This window comes from Galactobacillus timonensis, from assembly GCF_900240265.1.
Taxonomy (GTDB): Bacteria; Bacillota_I; Bacilli_A; order Erysipelotrichales; family Erysipelotrichaceae; genus Bulleidia; species Bulleidia timonensis.
Map to the genome: position 1 here is coordinate 775,762 of NZ_LT964739.1, position 25,380 is coordinate 801,141.

Annotated in this window: 19 protein-coding genes; all 19 read left to right on the forward strand. The window is 51.6% G+C overall.

Going from position 1 to position 25,380, the window contains the following annotated elements; all coding sequences use genetic code 11:
- The first annotated feature begins 16 nt into the window (after nucleotides 1-16).
- Nucleotides 17-1,447 (forward strand): MATE family efflux transporter, encoded by a 1,431-nt coding sequence (locus C1714_RS03610; protein ID WP_210115247.1) that lies wholly within the window; start codon nucleotides 17-19, stop codon nucleotides 1,445-1,447.
- 46 nt (nucleotides 1,448-1,493) lie between these two features.
- Nucleotides 1,494-4,022 carry a DNA mismatch repair protein MutS gene (mutS, locus tag C1714_RS03615; RefSeq protein ID WP_102341909.1) on the forward strand — a complete coding sequence of 843 codons (2,529 nt, stop codon included), beginning with the start codon at nucleotides 1,494-1,496 and terminating at the stop codon, nucleotides 4,020-4,022.
- A complete protein-coding gene (uvrA, locus tag C1714_RS03620; RefSeq protein WP_102341910.1) occupies nucleotides 4,022-6,868 on the forward strand; it encodes an excinuclease ABC subunit UvrA in 2,847 nt (948 codons plus the stop codon). The genes mutS and uvrA overlap by 1 nt, the downstream gene beginning before the upstream one ends.
- Nucleotides 6,865-7,449, forward strand: a complete 585-nt coding sequence (locus tag C1714_RS03625) for a DUF4230 domain-containing protein (protein WP_102341911.1) — start codon at nucleotides 6,865-6,867, stop codon at nucleotides 7,447-7,449. The genes uvrA and C1714_RS03625 overlap by 4 nt, the downstream gene beginning before the upstream one ends.
- 29 nt (nucleotides 7,450-7,478) lie before the next feature.
- Nucleotides 7,479-7,988: a hypothetical protein gene (locus tag C1714_RS03630; RefSeq protein WP_102341912.1), complete on the forward strand. Its 510-nt coding sequence runs from the start codon at nucleotides 7,479-7,481 to the stop codon at nucleotides 7,986-7,988.
- Nucleotides 7,989-8,148: 160 nt separating this feature from the next.
- Complete coding sequence (gene hprK / locus C1714_RS03635) at nucleotides 8,149-9,132, forward strand: HPr(Ser) kinase/phosphatase (protein ID WP_102341913.1); 984 nt, start codon at nucleotides 8,149-8,151, stop codon at nucleotides 9,130-9,132.
- Entirely contained in the window at nucleotides 9,129-9,782 is a 654-nt protein-coding gene (locus tag C1714_RS03640) for an HAD family hydrolase (RefSeq protein ID WP_102341914.1), read from the forward strand. The genes hprK and C1714_RS03640 overlap by 4 nt, the downstream gene beginning before the upstream one ends.
- Before the next feature lie 44 nt (nucleotides 9,783-9,826).
- Nucleotides 9,827-11,089: an SH3 domain-containing protein gene (locus C1714_RS14210; RefSeq protein ID WP_102341915.1), complete on the forward strand. Its 1,263-nt coding sequence runs from the start codon at nucleotides 9,827-9,829 to the stop codon at nucleotides 11,087-11,089.
- A gap of 241 nt (nucleotides 11,090-11,330) precedes the next feature.
- Nucleotides 11,331-14,954, forward strand: a complete 3,624-nt coding sequence (locus C1714_RS03650; protein WP_167849915.1) for an InlB B-repeat-containing protein — start codon at nucleotides 11,331-11,333, stop codon at nucleotides 14,952-14,954.
- A gap of 44 nt (nucleotides 14,955-14,998) precedes the next feature.
- Entirely contained in the window at nucleotides 14,999-15,847 is an 849-nt protein-coding gene (locus tag C1714_RS03655) for an aldo/keto reductase (protein ID WP_102341917.1), read from the forward strand.
- A 45-nt stretch (nucleotides 15,848-15,892) separates the two neighbouring features.
- A complete protein-coding gene (locus C1714_RS03660; protein WP_135567878.1) occupies nucleotides 15,893-16,072 on the forward strand; it encodes a hypothetical protein in 180 nt (59 codons plus the stop codon).
- Nucleotides 16,073-16,312: 240 nt separating this feature from the next.
- Nucleotides 16,313-16,732, forward strand: coding sequence for a 30S ribosomal protein S12 (rpsL, locus tag C1714_RS03665; RefSeq protein ID WP_102341919.1), 420 nt, complete (start codon nucleotides 16,313-16,315; stop codon nucleotides 16,730-16,732).
- 18 nt (nucleotides 16,733-16,750) lie between these two features.
- A complete protein-coding gene (gene rpsG / locus C1714_RS03670) occupies nucleotides 16,751-17,221 on the forward strand; it encodes a 30S ribosomal protein S7 (RefSeq protein WP_102341920.1) in 471 nt (156 codons plus the stop codon).
- A gap of 23 nt (nucleotides 17,222-17,244) precedes the next feature.
- Nucleotides 17,245-19,326: an elongation factor G gene (gene fusA, locus C1714_RS03675; RefSeq protein ID WP_102341921.1), complete on the forward strand. Its 2,082-nt coding sequence runs from the start codon at nucleotides 17,245-17,247 to the stop codon at nucleotides 19,324-19,326.
- A 113-nt stretch (nucleotides 19,327-19,439) separates the two neighbouring features.
- Nucleotides 19,440-20,633, forward strand: a complete 1,194-nt coding sequence (tuf, locus tag C1714_RS03680) for an elongation factor Tu (RefSeq protein ID WP_102341922.1) — start codon at nucleotides 19,440-19,442, stop codon at nucleotides 20,631-20,633.
- 106 nt (nucleotides 20,634-20,739) lie between these two features.
- Nucleotides 20,740-21,282 carry a methylated-DNA--[protein]-cysteine S-methyltransferase gene (locus tag C1714_RS03685; protein WP_102341923.1) on the forward strand — a complete coding sequence of 181 codons (543 nt, stop codon included), beginning with the start codon at nucleotides 20,740-20,742 and terminating at the stop codon, nucleotides 21,280-21,282.
- Nucleotides 21,283-21,431: 149 nt separating this feature from the next.
- On the forward strand, nucleotides 21,432-22,634 hold the full coding sequence (locus C1714_RS03690) for an MBOAT family O-acyltransferase (RefSeq protein WP_167849916.1): 1,203 nt from the start codon (nucleotides 21,432-21,434) through the stop codon (nucleotides 22,632-22,634).
- Nucleotides 22,621-23,799 carry an alginate O-acetyltransferase AlgX-related protein gene (locus C1714_RS03695; protein WP_102341925.1) on the forward strand — a complete coding sequence of 393 codons (1,179 nt, stop codon included), beginning with the start codon at nucleotides 22,621-22,623 and terminating at the stop codon, nucleotides 23,797-23,799. The genes C1714_RS03690 and C1714_RS03695 overlap by 14 nt, the downstream gene beginning before the upstream one ends.
- A 106-nt stretch (nucleotides 23,800-23,905) precedes the next feature.
- Nucleotides 23,906-25,198, forward strand: coding sequence for an ATP-binding protein (locus C1714_RS03700; protein ID WP_102341926.1), 1,293 nt, complete (start codon nucleotides 23,906-23,908; stop codon nucleotides 25,196-25,198).
- Nucleotides 25,199-25,380 lie beyond the last annotated feature (182 nt).

Here is a 25,380-nt window from a genome sequence, read left to right on the forward strand (position 1 = left end):
CAGGCAGGAGATGCCGGTGTTACGATGTGACCGTATGCACAACGGAAAAGATAAAAATCAGACACCGCAGCGGGCGGTGAATTACGAAGGATTCGGGACGGAGAAAATGGGGCCGCTTCTGTTTCGCATGGCAATGCCCATGGTTGCGGCCCAGATCGTCAACCTCCTTTACAGCATCGTTGATCGCATCTATATCGGCCACCTGCCCCAGGTCGGTACGACTGCCCTTGCCGGAGCGGGACTGTGCAATACGATCATCATTCTCGTTTCTTCCTTTGCCAATATTCCCGGGGGCGGCGGGGCACCGTTGTGTTCCATTGCGCTTGGAAAGGGAAAGAAGGAAGAAGCACAGGCCTATCTCAATAACGGCATCTTCCTGCTGGCATTGTTTTCGGCTGCCCTGATGCTGGTGTTTTACGGAACCATGGATCCGTTTTTGAAGGCGTGCGGGGCAAGTGCTGAGACACTGCCCTATGCGCGGCAGTATCTTCAGATTTATCTCATCGGTACATTTTTTGTCATGATTTCGCTTGGCCTCAATCCGTTTATTTCGTCGCAGGGCTATCCGCGTACCGCGATGCTTACGGTCGTTTTCGGCGCTGCAATCAATATTGTGCTGGATCCGATCCTGATGTTTACCTTCAACATGGGCATTGCCGGTGCTGCGGCTGCGACCGTGATCAGCCAGGCCGTCAGCGCTTTCTATGTCCTGCACTTTCTGAGCAGAAAGGATGTGCCTGTCCGCCTGGATCTGAGACACATGCATTTGGACGGGGCCGTCATCAGGGCCATGACGGCACTGGGCATTTCGCCCTTTGTCATGGGCAGCACCGAGGCTCTGATCGGATTCGTGCTCAATGGTCAGCTTTCGCGCTATGGCGGCGATATCGCTGTCAGTGCGCTTACGATCATGCAGTCGGGGATGCAGTTCATCAGTATCCCGTTGCAGGGATTTGGACAGGGATGTATCCCGGTAATCAGCTATAACTACGGCAACGGCAGTACGAAGAGAGTGTGGGAGGCGTTTCGGATCATGCTCATAGTGTCGTTTCTCTTCAATCTCGCCATGGTCATCTGGATGGTGTTCTTCCCGGGGATGGAAGCGGGACTGTTCAGCGACGATCCGGCGTTGATTGAAGCAGTCAGGAAGGCGATGCCGCTATTCATGAGCGGCTTCTGCATCTTCGGTCTCCAACGGGCTTGTCAGAATATGCTGGTGGCGCTGAACCAGCCGAAGGTGTCGCTGTTCATTGCCTTTCTGAGAAAGGTGTTCCTGCTCGTTCCGCTTGCCTATTTTCTTCCTCATTTCATTTCGCCGGCCTATAACGGCGTGTATCTCGCTGAGTCGGTGGCGGATTTTTCGGCGGCCGTCATCTGTGCATTAATCTGTCGCAGGCTTTTTCCAGGGATCCTGAAAACAGAATCGGGTGCGGACGTGGTCCAATAGCTGATCCTGCTATAATGTTCCTGCTTTTGAGCGAGGAAAATACCGCATGAGTGAGCCTAAATATTCGCCGATGATGGAGCACTATCTTTCGGTCAAGAAACAATACCCTGATGCCCTTCTCTTCTATCGCATCGGGGACTTTTATGAGATGTTCTTTGACGATGCCAGGACCGTGAGCCGTGAGCTGGATCTGGTGCTGACCGGAAAGAACGCCGGCGTGCCGGACCGGGTGCCGATGTGCGGCGTCCCGTTCCATGCCGTTAACAGCTATATTCAGCGTCTTGTGCAGCGCGGCTATAAGATCGCGATCTGCGAACAGATGCAGGATCCCAAAGAGGCGGTCGGTCTGGTGGAGCGGGATGTGATCCGCGTCATTACGCCGGGCACCGTCATGGACGAGATCAGCGACGAAAAGTCATCTGTGTATCTGGCGGCAGTGGAAGACTACGGCTACGGCTATTCGCTGGCGCTGTGCGAAGCGTCGACGGGTGAAAACTTCGTTCTCCATGTGGAGCACGGTCTTGCCCGTCTGGCCCAGGCTCTTTTGAGCAACAATGTGCGTGAAGCCGTCATCCGCAAGGACAGTGACGAGAAGCTCATCAAGATGCTCAGGGAGATGCGGATTGTCATCTCCTACGATGATGCGGAAGACATTAAGCCTGCGTATGAGCCGCTGTTTGAAAAGATTACGAAGGACTATGACCGCCGTGCCTGCGGACGGATGCTCGGTTATCTGGAAGAGACGCAGAAGCACATGATCGGCCACCTTTCTCCATGCCATGTGGAAAGTGCGGATGAGGTGCTGCGGATGGATTACAGTACGATGCTCAATCTGGAGCTGGTAGAGCCGCTGCACCGGGAAGGCAATGCGGAAACGCTGTGGTCGTTTCTTGATGTGTGCCGCAGTGCGATGGGTTCCCGTTTATTAAAGAAGTGGATCGAGCATCCGCTGGTTAAGATCGATGAAATTACAGAGCGGCAGAACCGCCTCGAATATCTGAAAAAGAACTTCATGGCGCGTACGAAGCTTCGTGATGCGCTTGGCGGTGTGTATGATCTGCAGCGTCTGATCGGGCGGGTGGCGATGAATTCGGCCAACCCCCAGGATCTATTGAGGCTGGGAAAGACGCTGGATCAGGTGCCGGCAATCCTGTCCTGCATCAATGATGAATCGTTCATCGAATATAAGAATCTGGATCCGCTTGCGGATCTAAATGCGAAGCTCAATGGAGCTTTTGTGGATACGCCACCGGCACTGATCAGTGATGGCGGTGTTTTCCGCGACGGGTACAATGCGGAACTTGACGAGGCACGCGACATTCAGCGCCATGGCCGCGACTTCATTTCGGCTCTTGAGGCAAAGTACCGGGAAGAGACGGGCATCAAGAACCTGAAGATCGGCTATAACAAGGTGTTCGGCTATTTCATTGAAGTATCGAAGGGGCAGCTTTCTCTGGTACAGGATTCCTGGGGCTGGGTACGCAAGCAGACGCTGGTGAACAATGAGCGCTTCGTATCTTCGGAACTCAAGGAGAAGGAGGATCAGATCCTTCATGCCGAAGAGACAGCGATCCGCATTGAGAAACAGCTGTTTCAGCAGCTGCTCGATGCCTGCAAAGATCACCTGGTGCAGCTTCAGAAGATTGCACTTGCCCTGGCGGAGATCGATGCGATCTGCGCCCTGTCGGAGACAAGTTCAAAATATGGATACGTGCGCCCGGAATTTACCGATGATGCGCTGGAGATCGAGGGTGGAAAACATCCGATCCTGGATCAGCGCATGAAGGATCCGCGCTATGTGAGCAATTCTCTGTCGATGGACAAAGACCATTCGATCCTTCTGATTACGGGTCCCAACATGGGCGGAAAAAGTACGTATATGCGGCAGACGGCGATCATTGTGATCATGGCCCAGATGGGGTGCTACGTTCCGGCGAAGCGGTGTCAGATGCCGGTCTTTGATCAGATCTTTACCCGTATCGGGGCAAGTGATGATATCCTGTCGGGGCAGTCAACCTTCATGGTCGAGATGACGGAAGCCAATCGTGCGCTGCAGGAGGCGACGGACCGTTCCCTGATTCTGTTCGATGAGATCGGGCGGGGCACTTCGACCTATGACGGTATGGCTCTGGCGCAGGCGATGATTGAATACATCGCTTCATGCATTCATGCCAAGACGCTGTTTTCGACGCATTACCACGAGCTGACGACGCTGGCCGATTCGATCGGCTGTGTCAGGAACGTGCACGTCGTTGTCCATGAGGACAATGAGAAGGTGACCTTCCTTTACAAGGTGAAGGATGGCAGTGCGGACCGTTCCTATGGTGTCAACGTGGCGCGGCTGGCCGGTCTTCCGGATGCGGTCATCAACCGGGCCCGCGATATTCAGAAGCAGCTGGAATCGAAGAAGCGTGTGGTGCAGCAGTCGTATCAGCTGGTCGAAATGGCCAAAGAGGATCCGGTTGCGGAAAACATCGTGAAGCAGCTGAAGAGCGTGAATGCCGATGATCTTTCGCCCCGCGAAGCATGGACAATGCTGGCGGATCTTTGTGAAGAGGCGAAGAAGGAGAAGTAATGGAACAGAAATGGATTGAAATCCGGGGAGCGAAGGAAAACAATCTGAAGAATATTTCCCTGAATATTCCCCGGAACAAGATGGTAGTCATGACGGGACTGTCCGGCTCGGGCAAGACGTCGCTTGCCTTCGATACCATTTATGCCGAAGGACAGCGGCGCTACGTTGAGTCGCTTTCTGCATATGCGCGGCAGTTTCTTGGCGGCGTTGACAAGCCGGATGTGGAGTCGATCACCGGCCTTTCGCCGGCCATTTCGATTGATCAGAAGACGACGTCCAACAACCCCCGTTCCACCGTCGGTACGGTGACGGAGATCTATGATTATCTGCGTCTTCTGTATGCGCGCTGCGGTACGCCGTACTGCCCGAATCACAACATCCCGATTCAGGGGCAGACGATTACGGAGATGGTCAACGCGGTCTGGAAGTATCCGGAGGGGACGAAGCTGACCATCATGGCGCCGATCATTCATGATCGTAAGGGTGCCTTCAAGGACCGTTTCCAGTCGCTGATCAAGGAAGGCTATGTCCGTGTCCGTGTCGATGGTGAAATGAAGATGCTCGAAGATGACATCGAGCTCGACAAGAACAAACGCCACAACATTGATGTCGTCGTGGACCGCATCGTGAAGAAGGAAGATGTGAGGTCGCGTCTGAGTGACTCGATGGAGACGGCGCTGAAGCTGACGGACGGCAAGGTGATTGTGCTGGCCAATGATGAGGAGAATCTCTATTCAAGCACCTATGCGTGCAAGATCTGCGGCTTCAGTGTGCCGAATCTGGAACCACGTCTTTTCTCGTTCAATGCGCCGCTGGGTGCGTGCGATGTGTGCCACGGCCTCGGCTTTACGGAGGAGGTGGATCTGAGCCTTCTGATTCCGGATGATTCCCTGAGCATCAACCAGGGCGGTATCCGCTACTTCAAGAACATGGTCAATACGGACGTCATCGAGTGGCAGACGTTCGAGATTCTGTGCAATGCCTACAAGATTCCGCTGGATCAGCCGATCAAGAAGCTGACCAAAAAACAGATGCAGATCATTCTGCACGGTTCGGACAAGCCGGTGCGCTATACGATCACGACGTCGAGCGGAAATGAATATAAGCGTTTTGATTATATTGAAGGCATTCAGGATCTGATTGAGCGGCGCTATGCCCAGAGTACGTCGCCGATGTTCCGGGACTGGTACCATTCGTTCATGGTTGAGAGTCCGTGTCCCAAGTGCCACGGGCAGCGTCTCAATGAGCAGGCGCTCAGTGTCCGTGTCGGAGACAAGAACATCATGCAGTTTACGGCCATGAGCGTGACGCAGGCGTTGACATGGCTCGATGGTCTGAAGCTGTCGGAAGAGAAGACGAAGATTGCGGAGATGGTGATCAAGGAGATCCGCAGCCGCCTCCAGTTTCTCAAGGATGTGGGTCTGGAATATCTGACGCTTGACCGTCTGGCCGGTACATTGTCGGGGGGCGAGGCGCAGCGGATCCGTCTTGCGACGCAGATCGGTTCGAAGCTGTCGGGTGTTCTCTATGTGCTTGATGAGCCATCCATCGGTCTTCATCAGCGTGACAATGCGAAGCTGATTCATACGCTGAAGGAGATGCGGGATCTAGGCAACTCTTTGATCATTGTTGAGCACGATGAAGAGACGATGCTGGCAAGTGACTGGATCGTTGACATTGGTCCCGGTGCCGGTATTCATGGCGGTCAGGTGATGTTCAACGGTACGCCGCAGGATCTGTTGAAGTGTGATCACTCCATCACCGGTGATTATCTTTCGGGAAGAAAGATGATCCCGGTGCCGAAGCTGAGGCGCAAGGGTAATGGGAAGTTTGTGGAGATCTTTGGCGCCTCGGAACATAACCTGAAGCATATTGATGTGAAGTTTCCGCTGGGTGAGCTTGTTCTGGTGACGGGTGTCTCGGGATCGGGCAAGTCGACGCTGGTCAATGAAATCTTTACGAAGGCGGTGCAGAAGAACATCGGTCTGATGAAGCGGGTGCGTCCGGGCAAATTCGACAAGATTACGGGTCTTAAGAACGTTGACAAGATTGTGCAGATTGATCAGTCGCCGATCGGCCGTACGCCGCGTTCCAATCCGGCGACCTATACCGGTGTGTTTGATGACATTCGTGCCGTGTTTGCGGAGACGCCAGAGGCGAAGCTGCGCGGCTATGACAAGGGCCGCTTCTCCTTCAATACGAAGGGCGGGCGCTGCGAAGCGTGCCAGGGCGATGGTGTGAAGGTCATTTCGATGAACTTTCTGCCGGATGTCTATGTGCCCTGTGAAGTGTGCCATGGCAAGCGTTATAACGAAGAGACGCTGCAGGTGACTTTCAAGGGCAAGAACATCTTCGATGTGCTGGATATGTCGATCGAGGAGGCGCTGAAGCTGTTCGAGAATCATCCCAAGATCAAGAACAAGCTGCAGACGCTGGTTGATGTCGGTCTGGGCTATCTGAAGGTTGGCCAGTCTTCGACGACGCTTTCGGGCGGTGAGGCGCAGCGCGTGAAGTTGGCCAGCGAGCTGCAAAAGAAGGCGACCGGCAAGACGGTATATGTCCTCGATGAGCCGACGACGGGTCTGCATACGGACGATGTGAACCGTCTGATTGCGATTCTGCAGCGGATCGTTGACAGCGGTAATACGGTACTTGTCATTGAACATAACCTTGATGTGATCAAGTGTGCGGACTGGATCATTGACCTTGGTCCGGAAGGCGGTGACGGCGGCGGTACGATCGTTGCCCAGGGTACGCCGGAGGAAGTGGCGGAAAACCCTGATTCATGGACCGGAAAGTATCTGAAGAAAGCTCTTGAATGGGCTAAGGAGCACGAAACGAAATGAAAAAGTTTTGGACAGGATTTCTGTGCGGGGCACTGATTCTTGCCGGCGTTCTCTTTGCGGGCAGGACGGCGATCAATAACTGGCTGAATCCAAAGCCGACCGTGGACATAGCTTTTGTGTCTTCGAAGATGGAAGATGCGGCGGAGCTGACGACGCAGAAGTTGTATTATTCGGGTCTTGTGACGGTAAAGGAGGGAAGCATCCCCTTCATTACGCAGAAAGGTTTTTCGATGACCTATACCGCCGTTGTGACAGCGGGAATCAAGGATCTTTCCCAGGCAAAGATCACGGTGGATGATGCGGCAAAGACGGTCAATGTCGTTCTTCCGGCTTCAGAGATTCTCGATGTGAATGTTGACGAAAGTACGATCGCCTTTTACGATGAGAAGCGTGCGCTCTTTAACTGGACCGATAAAACAGATGTGACGGATGCCATTCAGATGGCGAATGACGATGTGACGAAACATACGGATCTGATGAACAGTCTGAAGTCGAATGCAGATTCGCATGCGAAAGAAATCGTCAGCGGCCTTCTGGAGGGAGCCGTCGGCGATTATTCGGTTGCGGTGAGTGTGCAGTAATAAAAGTATCTGGGGAGGAAAAAAATAGCATGAACAAAGTAACAAAAGCCTTGCTGGCGGCAGGAGTCATTCTGCTGGCAGCCTGCGGCAGCACGTCTTCTTCGACGAGCTCTTCTGCCGCAAGTTCGGCGGCAACAGCCGCTGCGGATCCTGCAGTGGCAGCACTGGAGTCGGCAGATGCCTCGTCGGTGAAGTTCTCCTATGTGGATCCGTCGAAGTCGACGCATTCGATGACGGACTGGCAGTCGCCGGCGGATGCGGATGCGGCCATCGGTACGGATATCATTACGGCGGCACAGGATGTTTTCAGCAAGATCTCGCTGAATCCGCAGGAAGATGAACCGTCGGAAGAGAACCTGGTTTATTCCATTCAGGTGGCAGCGGGGACGACGGTCTACCTGTATTCGTCGCGGGAAGTGAAGTGCGTTGCACCGGGCAGCCGCAATCTCTACACAGTTGAGGATGTGGAGAACTCCTATGCGAAGCTGCTGGATCAGATTGATGCGGCGACGCAGGCACAGGCTTCTGCAGCTGAGTAAGCATCCGCTAAAAACGGAACAGAAACAAACGGTTTGTAACAGCCCTTCGGGGCTGTTTTTTCGTGTCTTAATGTGCTCTTAAGGATTGCAGGCATGGGAGGTTCTTTTTTGAAGCGGACTCATCGGGTATAATGGGGCCGCAAACAAAGAGGATAAAGCCATGGCAGACAATACGGAATATACAAAGCGCGTCATGATCGGTGATATCGTCGAATTCATGCATCTGAAGCAGGTGACCGGAGATGCGGCGTCGCTCAATCGCTGGGTCGTGATTCCGGATCTGAACCGCCCGGGCTTTGAGCTGTCAGGCTACTATAAGCCGACGGAGCCGCGGCGTATCGTTATCTTCGGACAGAAGGAATACAACTATATCCAGGATCTCAGCGAAGAGGAGCAGCGCAAACGCTATCAGTCCATTACCGACGGTCTGACGCCGATGATCATCGTGACGCATGGCAACGAGGTTCCGCCCGTCCTTGCCGAAGTTGGACGGGAGCGCAACTTCCCCATCTTTACGACACCGGTTGTGACGTATCAGGTGATGGTCGATCTGATCACCTACCTCGATGAGCATCTCGCCCAGGAACAAAGCATCTCCGGCGAACTTCTGCTGGTGTATGGCAAAGGCATCCTGATTACGGGCGAATCGGGCATGGGCAAATCGGAAGCCGCCCTCGAACTGATCCGCGACGGGCAGGTACTGGTTGCTGACGATCGCGTCGATGTGCAGAAGATTCATAACGTCCTCGTCGGTCATGCGCCGGATATTCTCAAGGGGATGATGGAGATCCGCGGCATCGGCATCGTCGATGTTGAACGCATGTATGGCGCCAACTGCCTCTCGGCCCGCGCCAACATTGATCTGCGCATCCATTTGACGCCGTTTGATCCCAAGAAGGAATACATGCGCATCGGCGACGAAGAGCGCCAGTTCACCAACATCCTCGATGTCCAGGTTCCGACCTTGGAGCTGCCCGTTTCCCCGGGCCGTTCCACGTCATCCGTCATTGAAGCGGCTGTCATGAACTTCCTGCTCGAAGAGGAAGGCTACCATTCCTCGGCCATGTTCAAGCAGCGCCTGCGCAATACGCTGATCAGAGAGGATCAGGAACAGGAAGAAGAGAAAAAGGAGAATGCTCAATGAAGACCCTGTTCCTCTTCGACTTTGACGGTACGGTGATGAACACGGAACCTGCCATTCTCGCAAGCTTCCGCCACCTCTTCGAAACCTATCGCACCGTTGATGAATTTACGCCGCAGCTTCAGGTTGAAGTGCTCGGACCATCGCTGCAGACCGAAATACCGAAGCTCTTCCCCGACGAAGATGCAAATAAACTGATTCCCGAATACATCGAATACCAGAAGACACAGGCGCGCCGCCTCATCCATCCATTCGACGGCGCGAAGGAATTACTGTCATATCTGCAGAAACATAACGTACCTACCGGCATCTTTACGACACGGCTCCATCAAAGCCTGGTCGAGATCCTGAAGGAACAGGGCATGGGAGACTGTTTCTCCATACTGATCGGACGCGATGATGTAGAGAAGGAGAAGCCAGATCCCGAAGGCATACGTAAGGCAATGGCGACGCTTGGCACAGAGAGATGCGTCTATACCGGCGACAGCGCTATGGACGTGCTGGCAGGCAGGGCTGCCGGTGCCTTCACCATCGGTATCGTGACCAATGAAGGCAAGCGTTCGGCCATCGTCAATGCCGGTCCTGACGCAGTTATTACGCATCTTGACGAGATATATGGACTCATCGATACCCATCCTCAGTGGATTGGGTAGTAAAATAAGCAGGAAGCTGTTTCAGTTTCACAAAAGGAGACACTATGGAACGTGAAGAGTTAAATCAGCTGGTTGAACAGGCACGCGGCGGCAACAGTGCCGCGATTACGTCGCTTGTCAAAGCATATCATCACCAGGTGAAGGATAAGATCCGCAGCGCAGGTGTACCGGAAGAGGATCAAAAGAATGCAGAGATCCATTCCTTCTCCAGCGCCTTTGCCCACATTTCCAATCTGCCGCAGGGCGGAGATTTCAATTCCTTCCTTGATGGCTATGTGACCAAGGAAATTCAGAAATATATGGTGGCTTCGGAACAGTCGATTTCCGATATTCTTTCGGGAACGGATGACGACCTGTCGTTCGGACCCTTCGGATCGTCTCCTTCGAGCCCCGATTCCCCCGTCAAGATCTCTGCTCCGCAGCCGCAGCAACCGGTCGAAGAACAGCCCGAGCCTGTTAAGCCTGCCAAAGTCTCCCGTCCCACGGTAACGGAAGAAGATGAGGACGACGAGGAAGAAGAGGAAGAAAAGCCGCGCCGCCTCTTTGGCTCAAAGAAGAAGAAAGTCGTCGAAGAAGAGGATGAAGATGACGAAGAGGATGAGGACGAGAAGCCCAGAGGCCTCTTCCATCGCCATAAGAAACAGGACGATGACGAAGATGACGAGGACGAAGAAGAGGAAGAAGAAAAACCCCGCCGCTCCGCACGCAGAAAGAAGGTCGTCGAAGAAGATGAAGACGACGATGATGAAGACTACGAAGAGGGTGGTGGAATACCGGGATGGCTGCTTGGCGTACTGATCGGCATCCTTGCCGTCGTAGCTCTTGCCCTGGTTCTGTATATCTTTGTTCCAAAGGCCTATAACGGCACGTTTGGAAAGATTCCGTTCCTGCCATCGGCTGATGTACAGGAAACGGCGACACCTTCCGCAACGCCGACGGCTACCATTGAAACAACGCCGACCGTTGAAGCGACCGCAACACCTGACGCATCTGCAGATGCCAGTGCGACAGCTTCGTCTTCCAGCGAAACGACGGCAACCGCTTCACCTGCCGCAACCGCAACTGCCACAGCAACTGCAAGCACAACGACAACGGGCAGCGCCATCGGTCGCGCCACGGTCAATGTCAGCGGCCTCAACATCCGCTCCTCTGCCTCTACCGGAGGATCGGTTGTCGGAACCGCAACCAGCGGGCAGACCTATGATGTCTACTCATCGACAACGTCCGGCGGCTATACGTGGTACCAGATCGGCAATAACCAGTGGATCGCCGATAATGGTTCCTGGGTTACCTACAAGGCGAATTAACAAATACGAATGAACCGGACTGCAGCAGAGAACGTGCCGCAGTCCTTTTCTTTCTGCAATTATGTGAAAGAATACACAAAATGTGCTATTTGGGTAAAACCAGGCTTGAAAATATTTTATACAACTCATAGTGGTGCTATAACACCTGCACACAACAACTGCATCCAAACAACAGCTGCTATAAGCAGACATGAAAACGATGCGTGTTTCAGATTGTTTCATGCCTGCAGGAGGGGCAAACATGAGTCGCAACAATCATTCACATCATTTTGATCATTCTCTTTTCATTATGCGGATTCTGTTATGCGGCGTCCTGGCACTGACGTATGCGCCGGTTTCTGTCCATGCGGAAGACGGCGATACAGTCAGCGACACGGAAACAGTTACGCAGCCCGATGACGGCAGCCAGGACACCGGCGACGAACAAAGTACGGAGCCAGATAAAGACAGTGAAGCTGTTCCCACGGTTGACGCCAGTGAAGATACACCGGCACCGCAGCCGACGATAACGCCTGCACCCGAAAGTACAGCGGCAGCGACCACTGCACCACAGCCAGAGGTCACTGCAGAAGCGGAAAGTACCGCAGCATCGCAGATGACGGCAGCTCCCTCAGAAACACCTGCGCCGGCACCATCGGCAGAGGCAGTAGAACCGACGATGGAAACGGATCCGATGCCTTCCATTGACGCATCGGTCACGGCAGATAATGGTGTAACAGCAATCATTCATGCGGATGAAGGCACTTTCCCCGCCGGCACTACCGTAACAGTAACAACCGTATCTGAAGAGGAGGCTGCGGCTGCCGCAGCGGATCTGTTAGGGAAAGACGTTATCGATGCGGCCGCTGTCGACATTACCTTCCATGATGGCAGTGGCAATGAAGTGGAACCCGCCGATGGCAGAAATGTGCAGGTTACGCTGCAGACAGCTGCATACGTTGCCGGAGATAATTATGAAGTTGTCCACATTAAAGAAGACGGATCGGCAGAGGCGGTGAATTCGGTTCAGCAGGTCACAGACAGTTCGGCACAGTTTTCTGCCGACAGCTTCTCCATCTATGCCATCGTCGGAACGGACGATATTCCTTTCGAAACCTATGAATTCTATGATGGCGAAACACTGATATCGTCGCAGACCGTTAAGAAAGGTGACACGCTGCTGGAGCCGGAGGCTCCTTCCCATGGCGATACGGCAGCGTTCCTTGGCTGGGCGGATGTTTCCGGAAATCTGTTCCATGACTTTGGAACAATTGACAATGTTTCACAGAACGATGCCGTAATCCGGCTTCATGCCCAATTTCAGGACAGCATCTATCTTTATTACTACGATCAGTATGACAATCTGATCGAGAGTCAGGCAGTTGCACCGGATTCAACAGTGAAAATTGAACCAGATGCGCCGCTCATTCAGGTGCAGCCCCTGACGCAGTGCCAGGATGGCTGGAGCACAGAAAAGAATGGTACCAAAGGTGTTTCGGGCGAATATCATGTTGGAAAAACGTCGGTGAACCTCTATCCGATTTTAAAAGAAGGATACTGGATCAGCTTTGAAACCAACAGCGACTCTTCTATTGCGCGTCAGTTCATCGCCAAAAATGCAACGAATGAAAACAGAAAAGCAGCGAAGCCGGATCCGGATCCGGTCAAGGAAGGTTATGTCTTTGATCAGTGGTACACCGATCAGGATCTGACAACGCCGTATGACTTTCATGCGGATGTGACACAGCCGATGACGCTCTATGCCGGCTATAAGCCTGCGACAGATACGGAATATACGGTCCGTTACTGGCTGGAATATCAGAAGGAACCCGGCGGCGGCGTTGGTGACGGTACATGGGACTATAAGATGATTGCCCAGGAAGTTCTCAAGGGAACGACCGGAGCCAAGGCCCAATTTGATGAGCAGCTTATCTATCATGAACCGTATGGTGAACCCGTCGATGGATATGAACTGAATACGGAGCGTACACCAAAAGATTCGAACGATCCGGCAAGGCCTGCGATCGCGGCTGACGGATCGACCATCTTCAATGTCTACTATCGCTGCAAGACCTATAATCTTTCGATTACGGTTCCAAAGGCGGATGGAACCAAGGAATCTCTGCAGTACGATCAGGTGAAATATTCTTCCGATTTGACGAACTTCTGGAAGGCAGTATTTGCCATTCGCCCGGAAGATGAGCTCTTTGATGGAACGCACCGGTTTGTATTTCCCTATAAGAGTGGGTCTGAATTTGTGGAAGTGCCGTCGAATCTCCTCTTAATGCCGTCGATGAATGTTTCGATGACACAGCAGGTATATGGCGGAGACAATTCCTTTTATGAATTATATTTGGAAACACTGCATGGCAAAGCACCGGCTGGGAAAGAAGCTGTAACGAATACTTCAATTCGTAAAGATGGTGACACAAGAACCTATTACCTCAAGAGCGTAGATCAGTTCAGCAGCGGCACGTATGGCGGATTTGATGCGACAACGACAGATTATCCTGGCTTCTCACCGAACATCGCCTACTCCGACGGTCATTATCATACCTTTGGCGCTGGTAATGCGCAGATCTGGTTCCGGTATCCGGAAGACTGGTTCCATAGCACGAATGGTGAAGGGAACTATCACGTGGCACGGAATTCAGATGGCAGTCAGCATATGTACAACGGTAAAGATGATCCGATCAGGGTCTATTACAAGCGCAACAGTTATCCGTTGAACTTCCATACAGATGGGGGTCCGGATGCAGCGTCACAATCCGTGCTGTATGAAGATGATCTGCATCAGTATCAGCCAGCTTCTTATGTCAAAGGAACGACAAAGAAGAAGGAGGGGAATGAGGAGTTTGTCTTCGCTGGATGGTATGTGGATCAGCAGCTGACAAAGCCGTTTGATTTCAATACGACGATGCCGCATAACGAAATTGATCTGTATGCAAAATGGGTGCCGGAATCCTATACCGTCACCTTCGATACGGGAGAAGGCACAGCGGTTGAGCCGGATACGAATGTAGAATACGGACATAGCATTTCCAAGCCTGCGGATCCTTCCTGTGTCGGCTATGTTTTCCTTGGCTGGACATTCAACGGGAAACCGTTTAACTTCGCATCCGGAATCACTGCCGATACGACATTGAAAGCCGAGTGGCGCAGCATCGACGCATGGCAGGTGAGGTATGACCTGAACGGCGGCACAGCCGGCCACGAGATAACGGATGATACCTGGTACTACGAGGATGCCGGTATTCCGGTCGCTTCCGCATCCGGTATCAAGGCCCCGGCAGGAAAGGTGTTCATCGGCTGGAAATCCAGCGGCGACGGAAAGATTTATTATCCAAATGCGACGGCGCCTATGAAGCACAGCGATGTGATGTCGGTTGATGCGCTGACGGCCACATTTACCCGCAGCAGCTTCGGCATGACGCTCACTGCACAATGGGGCGATATCCAGAAGACGACACAGCTGACCTATGACTTTAACTTTGGCCGCTTCGGTGTAAAAACGAGTGGCTCTGTTGATTCCTCGGTTACAGTTTCGCAGCTGCCGGAGAACAGCCAGATTACGCTGGCCGGCATCGGAGTCCTGATGGACCTGAGCAAAGTTCCTTCAAACTGGATGTTTACGGGCTGGTATAAAGATGCCGCTTGCACTGACGGGCCTTATACGGAGGTGCTTGTAGATTCGGCGGATCCTTCCGCAAACCGTCTCTATGCCGGCTGGAGGCAGAACGATTCCGGAAGTTCGGGTTCATCGACGTCTTCCACTGCTTCTTCGAAACCGGTCGCAGCCAAAAGAATGTTCTTCCCGCTGACGTCCGCTTCACCGCGCTTTGTGCCGAAGACCGGTGTTGAAGGGCCGGATGAAAGTGGAAATTAAGTCAAAGTGACAGATTTTACTTCCGCTTCCGCTATGATGAAGGCATGAAGACAGTAAGACTGAAAGATGGAACGGTAATACCTGCCCTTGGGCAGGGGACCTGGGAAATGGGCGAAGATCCTTCGAAACATGAGCAGGAGCTTGGAGCCCTGCGCTATGGCATCGAACATGGAATGACACTGATCGATACGGCCGAGATGTATGGAGAAGGAAAGTCGGAGCAGCTGGTCGGCGAAGCAGTCCGGGGATATGATCGCTCGAAACTGTATCTTGTTTCGAAGGTATATCCATGGAATGCGGGACGAGAGCACATCTTTAAGAGCTGCGAACAGTCGCTGAAGAGGCTTGGCACTGACTATCTGGATCTGTATCTTCTCCACTGGCGCGGCGAAGTGCCGCTGTCCGAGACAGTTGCGTGCATGAACGAACTGGTAAAGAAACGTATGATCCGCCACTGGGGCGTCAGTAACTTCGAAGTGAAGGACATGGAAGAACTGATGGCGGCGGGCGGCGAAGACTGCGTCACCGACCAGGTGCTGTATCATCTTGGCTCCCGTGGCGTGGAATATGATCTGGTACCGTGGCTGAAGAAGCACAATATGTTGACGATGTCGTATTCGCCGCTGGTGCGTACCGTTGAGCTGCGGAAGCGGATTGTGACACATCCGGCAGTGAAGAAGGTGGCTGCCGATCATCACGTCACGGAAACACAGGTGATGCTCGCATTTCTGATTCATGATCCGACGGTGTTTGCGGTACCGAAAGCTTCAACGATTGAACATGTGAAGATGAACTGCGCCGTCCTGGATGTGGAACTGGGTGAAAGTGAATATGCGATGTTGTCGGATGCGTTTCCGGTTCCGGATCATAAGGTTGAGCTGGATATGTTTTGAGAATATTCCATGGTAGAATCGGCTTAAACAGGAGACTTCATGTATATGGCACAATTCGGCCCTCTCGATGGTATTCTCTTTCTTCAGCTGATTCTGTTCCTGGTGCTTTGGAGCATCGATAATAAGGCTTTCGGGACGCTGGAAACAATCAACGGCGTTGCCTTTGTGGTACTGTTCTTTGCTAATCTGGTTAGGAAGGTTAAAAGGCGCCGGAAGGACGCTTAGGTCAGCAGCCGCGGGTCAGTGATTCTGATTTGCGACTGCTTTTTTTATGCCGTTTGAGGATGTGTGGCACGCTTGGATTCGTTGTTTTGTAAAAAATGATTAAAATGCGTTGACAACAGGGTTACGTGCGCTGTATTATGCATGAGCTTGGCTGAACCCGGGTGCGCTTTTGCGGACCCGTAAATATTGCTGAGAAGAGGAACCACACGGAAACGTGTGCATAGGAAAGGAGTAGGAGAAATGCCTACAATCAATCAGTTGGTACGTAAGGGACGTACTAATAAGGTCTACAAATCCAAGTCTCCGGCTCTCAACCGCGGATACAATTCGCTTGAGAACCGTCCGACCAAGCTGGCAAGCCCGCAGAAGCGCGGTGTCTGCACGCGTGTCGGCACGATGACGCCGAAGAAGCCGAACTCTGCTCTTCGTAAGTACGCTCGTGTTCGTCTGTCCAATGGTCTGGAAGTGACAGCCTATATCCCGGGTGTTGGTCACAACCTGCAGGAGCATTCCGTTGTCATGATCCGTGGCGGCCGTGTCAAGGATCTTCCGGGTGTTCGTTATCACATCATTCGCGGTACGCTGGACTGCGCAGGCGTCGATGGACGCAACCAGGGCCGTTCGCTGTACGGTGCCAAGAAGCCGAAGGCTTCCAAGTAATCAGAGAGGAGAAAGAAGATGCCTAGAAAGGGTTATGTAGCAAAGCGTGACGTACTTCCGGATCCGATCTATAACTCGAAGCTCGTTACAAAACTGATCAACCGTATCATGATCGATGGGAAGCGCGGAACGGCGCAGAACATTCTGTACAACGCATTCAACATCGTTGAAGAGAAGACACAGCAGAATCCGATGGAGGTCTTTGAGAAGGCTCTGGGAAATGTTATGCCGTCTCTGGAACTCAAGGTCCGTCGTGTCGGCGGCGCTAACTACCAGGTACCGGTTGAAGTATCTGCTGAGCGTAAGCTGACGCTGGGTCTGCGGTGGCTCGTAAGCTATGCGCGTCTGCGTCATGAACCGACGATGGAGCAGCGTCTTGCGGGCGAGATCATGGATGCCGCAAATGGAACAGGAGCTTCTGTAAAGAAGAAGGAAGATACTCACAAGATGGCCGAAGCGAACAAGGCCTTCGCACATTTCCGTTGGTAATTTCGTAAGGGAAAGGAAAATATATGCCTAGAGAATTTCCGATCGACAAGATTCGCAACATTGGTATCATGGCCCACATTGATGCCGGCAAGACAACCACAACGGAGCGTATCCTGTACTACACTGGAAAAATCTACAAGATCGGCGAGACCCATGATGGTGCTTCGCAGATGGACTGGATGGACCAGGAGCGTGAGCGAGGAATTACCATTACATCGGCAGCTACAACTTGCCACTGGAAGGACTGCCAGATCAACATCATCGATACACCGGGGCACGTTGACTTCACTGCTGAAGTTGAACGTTCGCTGCGTGTTCTCGATGGCGCGGTGACGGTTCTCGATTCCAAGGCCGGTGTTGAGCCGCAGACGGAAACCGTTTGGCGTCAGGCTACGGAATATCATGTTCCGCGTATCGTATTCTCCAACAAGATGGATGCGACGGGTGCTGACTTCGATATGTCGGTTGCTTCGATCGGTGATCGTCTTGGAGCCAAGGCGGCAGCGATTCAGATGCCGGTCGGCCGTGAGAACAGCTTCCGCGGCATCATCGACCTGGTCACCATGAAGCAGGAGATGTATGAGAACGATCTCGGTACCGAGATTCATACGGAAGAGATCGAGGATCAGTTCAAGGAAGAGGCACAGCGCCGTCACCAGATCATGCTCGAAGCCATCGCTGATTACGATGACGATGTCATGATGAAGGTTCTGGAAGGCGAGGAGCCGACGATTGAAGAAGTGAAGCGTGCAATCCGTAAGGGTGTTATTTCCGCTGAGTTCTTCCCGGTTCTGTGCGGTTCCGCATACAAGAACAAGGGTGTTCAGCTGCTGCTGGATGCGGTTGTTGATTATCTGCCGTCTCCGCTTGATATCGGTGCGACCAAGGGCCATCTGGCTGACGGTACGCCGGAGGAGCGTGAGCCTTCGGATGATGCTCCGTTCAGTGCACTGGCATTCAAGATTGCGACCGATCCGTTCGTTGGCCGTCTGACATATTTCCGTGTCTACTCAGGTCATGCGACGGCTGGCTCCTACGTTCTCAACGCTACCAAGGGCAAGCGTGAGCGTCTGGGCCGACTGGTTCGTATGCATGCAAACCACCGTGCCGATATCACGGATGTCTATACCGGTGATATTGCGGGTGCCGTTGGTCTGAAGTATACGACGACTTCCGATACGCTCTGCGATGAGGCTCATCCGATTGAGCTGATGCAGATGGTGTTCCCGGAGCCGGTTATCCAGATGTCCGTTGAGCCGAAGACAAAGGCTGACTCTCAGAAGATGGACAGCGCTCTGCAGAAGCTTGCAGAAGAGGATCCTACCTTCAAGTGCTTCACCGATGAGGAGACAGGTCAGACGATCATCGCCGGTGTCGGTGAGCTGCAGCTCGATATCATCATGGACCGTATGCGCCGTGAGTTTAAGGTAGAGGCTACGGCTGGTAAGCCGCAGGTTGCCTACCGTGAGACGATTACGAAGGAAGCTGAAGTTGAGGGCCGTTTCGTTCGTCAGTCCGGTGGTCATGGTCAGTATGGTGATGTCTGGATCCGCTTTATTCCGAATCCGGGCAAGGGCTTCGAGTTCGAGGATGTGACTGTTGGCGGCTCGGTTCCGAAGGAATTCATCAAGCCGACGCAGCAGGGTCTGGAAGAGGCTCTCAACAATGGTCTGACAGCCGGCTATCCGGTTGTTGATATCAAGGCTCAGCTGTTCGACGGTTCCTATCATGAAGTCGACTCTTCGGAGCAGGCTTATAAGATCGCTGCTGCTCTGGCGCTGCGTGAAGCTGCCAAGAAGTGCGATCCGGTCATTCTGGAACCGATCATGCGTGTCGATGTCACCGCTCCGGCGGAGTATCTTGGTTCCGTGATGGGCGACCTCGTTAAGAGAAGAGGTCAGATCCGCAACCAGGAAGAGACGGGCAACGCCATCAAGATCGAGAGCTTCGTTCCGCTGGCTGAGATGTTCGGTTACGTAACGGATCTGCGTTCCATTACGCAGGGCCGTGGAACCTACATCATGCAGACAGACCACTACGAGCAGGTGCCGGCATCCATTGCTAAGGAAATCCGCGAAAAAGTAAATGCGGATAAGGCTGCGTAACTGCTTCATTAGCGCTTAGAATAAGCGTTCAAACAGCATTGCAAACAAGGACCGGATATCTTAAAATGGTTACGGTCTGAATACAGAAAGAAATTCCAGGAGGAAAATAACTTATGGCTAAGGAACATTTCGACCGTTCGCTGGAACATGTTAACGTTGGTACCATTGGTCACGTTGACCACGGCAAGACGACACTGACAGCGGCAATTACGAAGTATCTCTCTGAGCATCCGGAAGATGGACATGCAGTATTCGAGGCATATGACCAGATCGACGGTGCTCCGGAAGAGAAGGCTCGTGGTATTACCATTAACACGGCGCATGTTGAGTACCAGACTCTGAAGCGTCACTATGCACACGTTGACTGCCCGGGGCATGCTGACTATGTCAAGAACATGATCACCGGTGCTGCTCAGATGGATGGTGCAATCCTCGTTGTTGCAGCTACTGATGGACCGATGCCTCAGACACGTGAGCACATCCTGCTCGCTCGTCAGGTAGGTGTTCCGAGCATCGTTGTCTTCCTGAACAAGTGCGACATGGTTGATGATCCTGAGCTGATCGATCTCGTTGAGATGGAGACTCGTGATCTTCTGACTGAGTACGGCTTCGATGGTGAGAACTGCCCGGTTATCCGTGGTTCCGCTCTGAAGGCTCTTGAAGGCGATCCGAAGTGGACACCGGCAATCAAGGAACTGCTCGATGCGATTGATACTTACATTCCGAGCCCGGTTCATGATAACGATAAGCCGTTCCTCATGGCTGTTGAGGATGTCTTCACGATTTCCGGCCGTGGTACGGTTGCGACGGGTCGTGTTGAGCGTGGTATGATCCACCCGAACGATGAAGTTGAAATCGTTGGTCTGCGTCCGACGCAGAAGACGGTTGTTACGTCTCTTGAGATGTTCCGTAAGACTCTCGACTTCGCTGAGGCCGGTGATAACGTCGGTGCTCTGCTCCGTGGTATCAACCGTGATCAGGTTGAGCGTGGACAGGTTCTCGCTAAGCCGGGAAGCGTTACGCCGCACAACGAGTTCAAGGCTCAGGTTTACGTTCTGACGAAGGAAGAAGGCGGTCGTCATACACCGTTCGTCTCCAACTATCGTCCGCAGTTCTACTTCCGTACGACTGACGTTACTGGCGTCATCACTCTGCCGGAAGGCACTGAGATGTGCATGCCGGGCGACAACGTCGTCATGGATGTTAAGCTGCTCTCCCCGATCGCTCTTGAGAACGGCACGAAGTTCTCGATCCGTGAAGGCGGCCGTACCGTTGGTTCCGGCTCCGTTACGGAAATCATCAAGTAATCGGAAACAAACATGTATTACATACTCTCTCAGAGTCATTTCTCTGGGAGAGTTTTTTTGTTCTGATGCGATAATAGGTATGGTTTTGTTGAGAAGGAGAACAACAATGAAACGTGGTTCTGCGTATTATCAGTATTATTCCTCCCCACTGGGAGACATTGTTCTTACTTCGGATGAGGAAGGATTAAACGGCCTTTGGTTTCGGGATGAAAAAGCCCCAAGGTTCATCAATCCCGAATGTCTTGAACTAAACGAAACCTCTGTGATCCTTTCTGCCAAGCGCTGGCTCGATCTGTACTTTACAGGAAAGGATCCCGGGGAGTTCACGGAACTTGCATCGCTGCATATGATCGGCACCGACTTTCAGATGATCGTCTGGAACCATCTGCTGCATATTCCATATGGTACTTCTGTTACTTATCAGCAGATTGCGCAGAAGGCGGCAAAGGACCGCGGCCAGCTGCGGATGTCTGCCCAGGCCGTCGGCGGTGCTGTCGGCCGTAATCCCATCAGTATCATTGTTCCCTGCCATCGTGTGATCGGTAGCCGCGGGGCACTGGTAGGCTATGGCGGGGGCTTGGATAGAAAAGAGTATCTGCTAAATCTCGAGGGAATCACCTATCAGAAGCCGGCAGCGAAGGCGAACTGAAGACCATGCTATAATCGGCAACATACAGGAAGGAGAAAGGAAACCACATGCCATTGCAGTCGCTGTTGTATCTTTCCATTTTTCTTCCCGTTAGCGTTATTGCGGCTCGATTATCTCATGGTGGTAGGAAGAAGTTTATTCTTCTGCTTTTGAGCATCGTATTCTGGTATTTTCTGGATCCAGAACATTTCCTTTGGGCAATGGGACTCTGCCTTCTCAATGTCCTTGTCGCAAAGAGCGTGCAGAAGAAAACTTCAGACGTAAGACAAATCATTGGCGTATTATGCTCTCTGCTGTCCATTGGAATTCTTCTGCTGTGTAAATTCAGCCTGCTGACGTCTCCGATCGGTTTCAGCTTCCTGGTCTTTTCGATCGTTTCCTTTCAAATGGACACGGAAAAAGAAATGGACTGGTCCTTTCTGGATGGATTCCTTTATCTTTCTTTTTTCCCAAAGATGACAATGGGGCCGATTGTGCGGTTTCGTGACTTTGTGGCGGAACTGACCAATGATCATGCAGTAACAGGAGAGGATATGGATGCCGGGGTGCGCCAGTGTATCCATGGCCTTGTTAAGAAGACGGTTCTGGCTGATATGCTGGGTGCTTATGCGGATCTTGCCTTTGAACGTACAGCGCAATTAACGCAAGCTGCCGCATGGATCGGTCTGTTACTGTATGTGCTGCAGCTCTACTATGATTTCAGCGGCTATTCGGATCTTGCGATCGGATCTGCGCGTCTTCTTGGCGTTCACTTTGATCAGAACTTTGATCACCCCTATGCGTCGCATAGTCTGACAGAGTTCTGGCGCCGCTGGCATATTTCCCTGGGGGCATGGTTTCGTAACTATCTCTATATTCCTCTGGGTGGCTCGCGTAAAGGAATGGCCCATACCTGCATCAATCTTCTGCTTGTCTTTGCGGCTACCGGATTGTGGCATGGGGCAAAGGGTACCTTTGTGCTTTGGGGACTGATGCACGGAATCATGATGATACTGGAACGGATCGGCCTGAAGCAGAAAATTGCCCATCTGCCGCTTTTTCTTCAGACAGCCTATTGTGACCTGCTCGTTATATTAGGCTGGGTGTTATTTCGCAGTGCGACACTGGCGGATGCAGGAATGTACTATGCGCATCTGTTTGGCGTGGGTACAGGCACGATGCTGGTGCGAGAAATTGTTCCGTGGCATGTACTGGTATTAATGGTTGCGGCAATGGCAGGGATCCATGGACTGGGCAGCTGGTACAGACGAGGTAAAGGGACACGGAATCTGATCGATATTCTTCTTCTGATTGCAGGAATAGCTGGATTATACCTTGGAACGGGGGCAACATTTATTTATGCACAGTTCTAAGAGACAGCCGGTACGAAATGTGTTTGTTATGGCAGTGCTTGCCATTCTGCTGGTTCCGCAGATTGTTTATCCATGTACGCATGAATATCCGGACTATGATGTGATGGAAAACCACAGTCTGCGTTCCTTTCCGGATGCTTCGACGGCATGGGATGCAATCCCGGCACAGATTACGAATTTTTACAATGACAGACTGCCGTATAAAACGGCGCTGCGGAGTTTTCTGGCAAGAGTGAATTATGCGCTGTTTCACGATTCTCTAAGCAGTGAAGTTGTGATTGGAAATGACGGTTATCTGTTCTATGACAATCCTGAGGATGGTGATCCGATTAAGGATGCGCAGGGAATTGCTCAATATTCAAACGAAGAAACCCAGGAGATGATGTCTGCGATCAAAGAAAATCAAACGATAGCAGATTCCATCGGCGCATCCCTGTATTACTTTACGATTCCAAATAAGGAGAATGTTTGTTTTCAGTATCTTCCGGACTATTACACAAAAGTGAATCATGTGACGCGCTTTGCAAAGCTGCAGAAACAAATGCAGGCAAATGATATCGCAAGTTATGACTGCATCAAGCAATTGATGACATCTGATCAGCAGGTGTATTTTAAGCAGGATACGCATTGGAATAAACGCGGCGCCTATGTAGGTACACTTGCCTATTTGAAGGCAGTGCACCCGCAGCTGGATGAGGCATGGCTGAGGAATGTTTCCTTTGACGACGGACAGGAAGATTATCAGATTACGGATCTGATCCGCCTCAGCATGTTGACGAATACGTTGAAAGACGTTAAGCCGGTGGAAACCTTTCATCCGGAGATGGATGTGAACTGGTATGCCCTATATGATTCGACGGTCATTGAGTCGGTCAACGATGATGCGCCTTTAAATGAGACGCTGCTGGTCGTTGGGGACAGCTTTCGCAACAGTATGATGCCCTTTCTTTCTAAAGCCTATCGTCGCTGCTTCTTTGTTCGGCGTGATAATTACTATTCCGCTTACCTCAGCTGGCTGGATCCGGATGAGATCATGATGGAAGGTGTGGAGCGTTATGCGTATGATAATTTCTCCTTTCTGTTAAAAGACGGAGGGGAGACATATCCTCTGTTTCAGGTGGAAAGTGTTGACTGGGGAGCAGATGTTCCGGAAACGGATCAGTAATATGAATCGGAAGTTGGTGGACATGGTCCTTGAATTCCGATTATATGTATGTTAGAGTTCAATCGGAATTAAGTGGATACCGCCCCTGAATTCCGGGAGAACAGGAATGATCATTCAACGTAAACGATATGTAGAAAAACTGATTAACAAAGAATGGAATGGCCGGATCAAGATTCTTACAGGGATTCGCAGGTGCGGAAAAAGTACAATCCTATTTGATCTTTTTCTGCAACATCTTCTTTCACAGAATGTGAATCGCGAGGACATCATTACACTTGCCTTGGATGATGATCAGAATGAACAGTTCCGGGATCCGGGAAAATTATCGGAATATGTCAGGGCGAAATGCAGTGATCCCAGGAAGAAGTATTATGTTTTTCTTGATGAGATCCAGTTTGCAATTTCGAAAGAGGAGCTGAGGAACCCGGATCAGCCTGTGAGGCTTTACAGCGTTTTGAATGGCTTCCTTCATATGAAAAACATCGATGTTTATGTTACTGGGAGTAATTCAAAAGTTCTTTCCAAGGATGTTTTGACGGAATTCCGGGGTAGAGGGGATGTGGTTCATATTTTCCCTTTATCGTTTGCGGAATACTATGCGGCATCCGGGAGGGATAAGATGGATGCCTATGATGAATTTGCAATGTATGGGGGAATGCCATACCTGCTAAATCTGCAGACGGATGAAGACAAATATGACTACCTGGATAACCTGTTCGAAGAAATCTATTTTAAAGATATCGAGGAAAGATATGCGATTCAGCTGCCGGGCGTTTTGCGAGATTTAACCAGTAGTCTCTGCTCATCAATAGGCTCCCTGACGAATGCCAGCAAGATTGCCAGAACTGTAAACAGTTCGAGATCTTCAAAAACAGACTCTGAAACAATCAGCCAGTATCTTTCCTACCTGATGGACAGTTTCCTGTTTTCCCGGGCAGAACGGTATGATGTGAAAGGCAAGCGGTATTTTGATTATCCTTCAAAATTCTACTGTACAGATATTGGCCTGAGAAATGTTCGTCTTGGTATGCGGCAGATGGAACCGACACATATCATGGAAAATATTCTTTATAATGAACTGCAAATCAGGGGATATGCCGTTGATGTAGGTGTTGTTGATGTACGGGAAAAAGATCCATCAGGAGAACGAACGAAGAAAAACCTGGAAATAGATTTCATCGCCACCAAGGGAAGAAAAAAATACTATATCCAGTCAGCCTACAACATGGATGAAGAGGAAAAGACGCGGACGGAGCTGAGGCCACTGCTTGCGGTTAACGATTCTTTCCGAAAGATTGTTGTTTCCAGAAGCTATGGAAAGAGCTGGATTGATGAGCAGGGTATCCTTCGCCTTGGCCTGTTTGATTTTCTATTGAATGAAAATAGTCTCGATCAGTAACAGATGAATCGGACCTTAGTGGACATGGACCCTAACTTCCGGAAATGATTGAAGGAAAGGGAGAATAAAAACAGCGTCGCTGAGCTGATTAAATTCGGTGAAACGGATTAAGTTTCATTACTGGTGTGTGTATCCTAGATGTTCATTTATGATGTAATTCTGCCCGTGGTGCAGCAGGCATT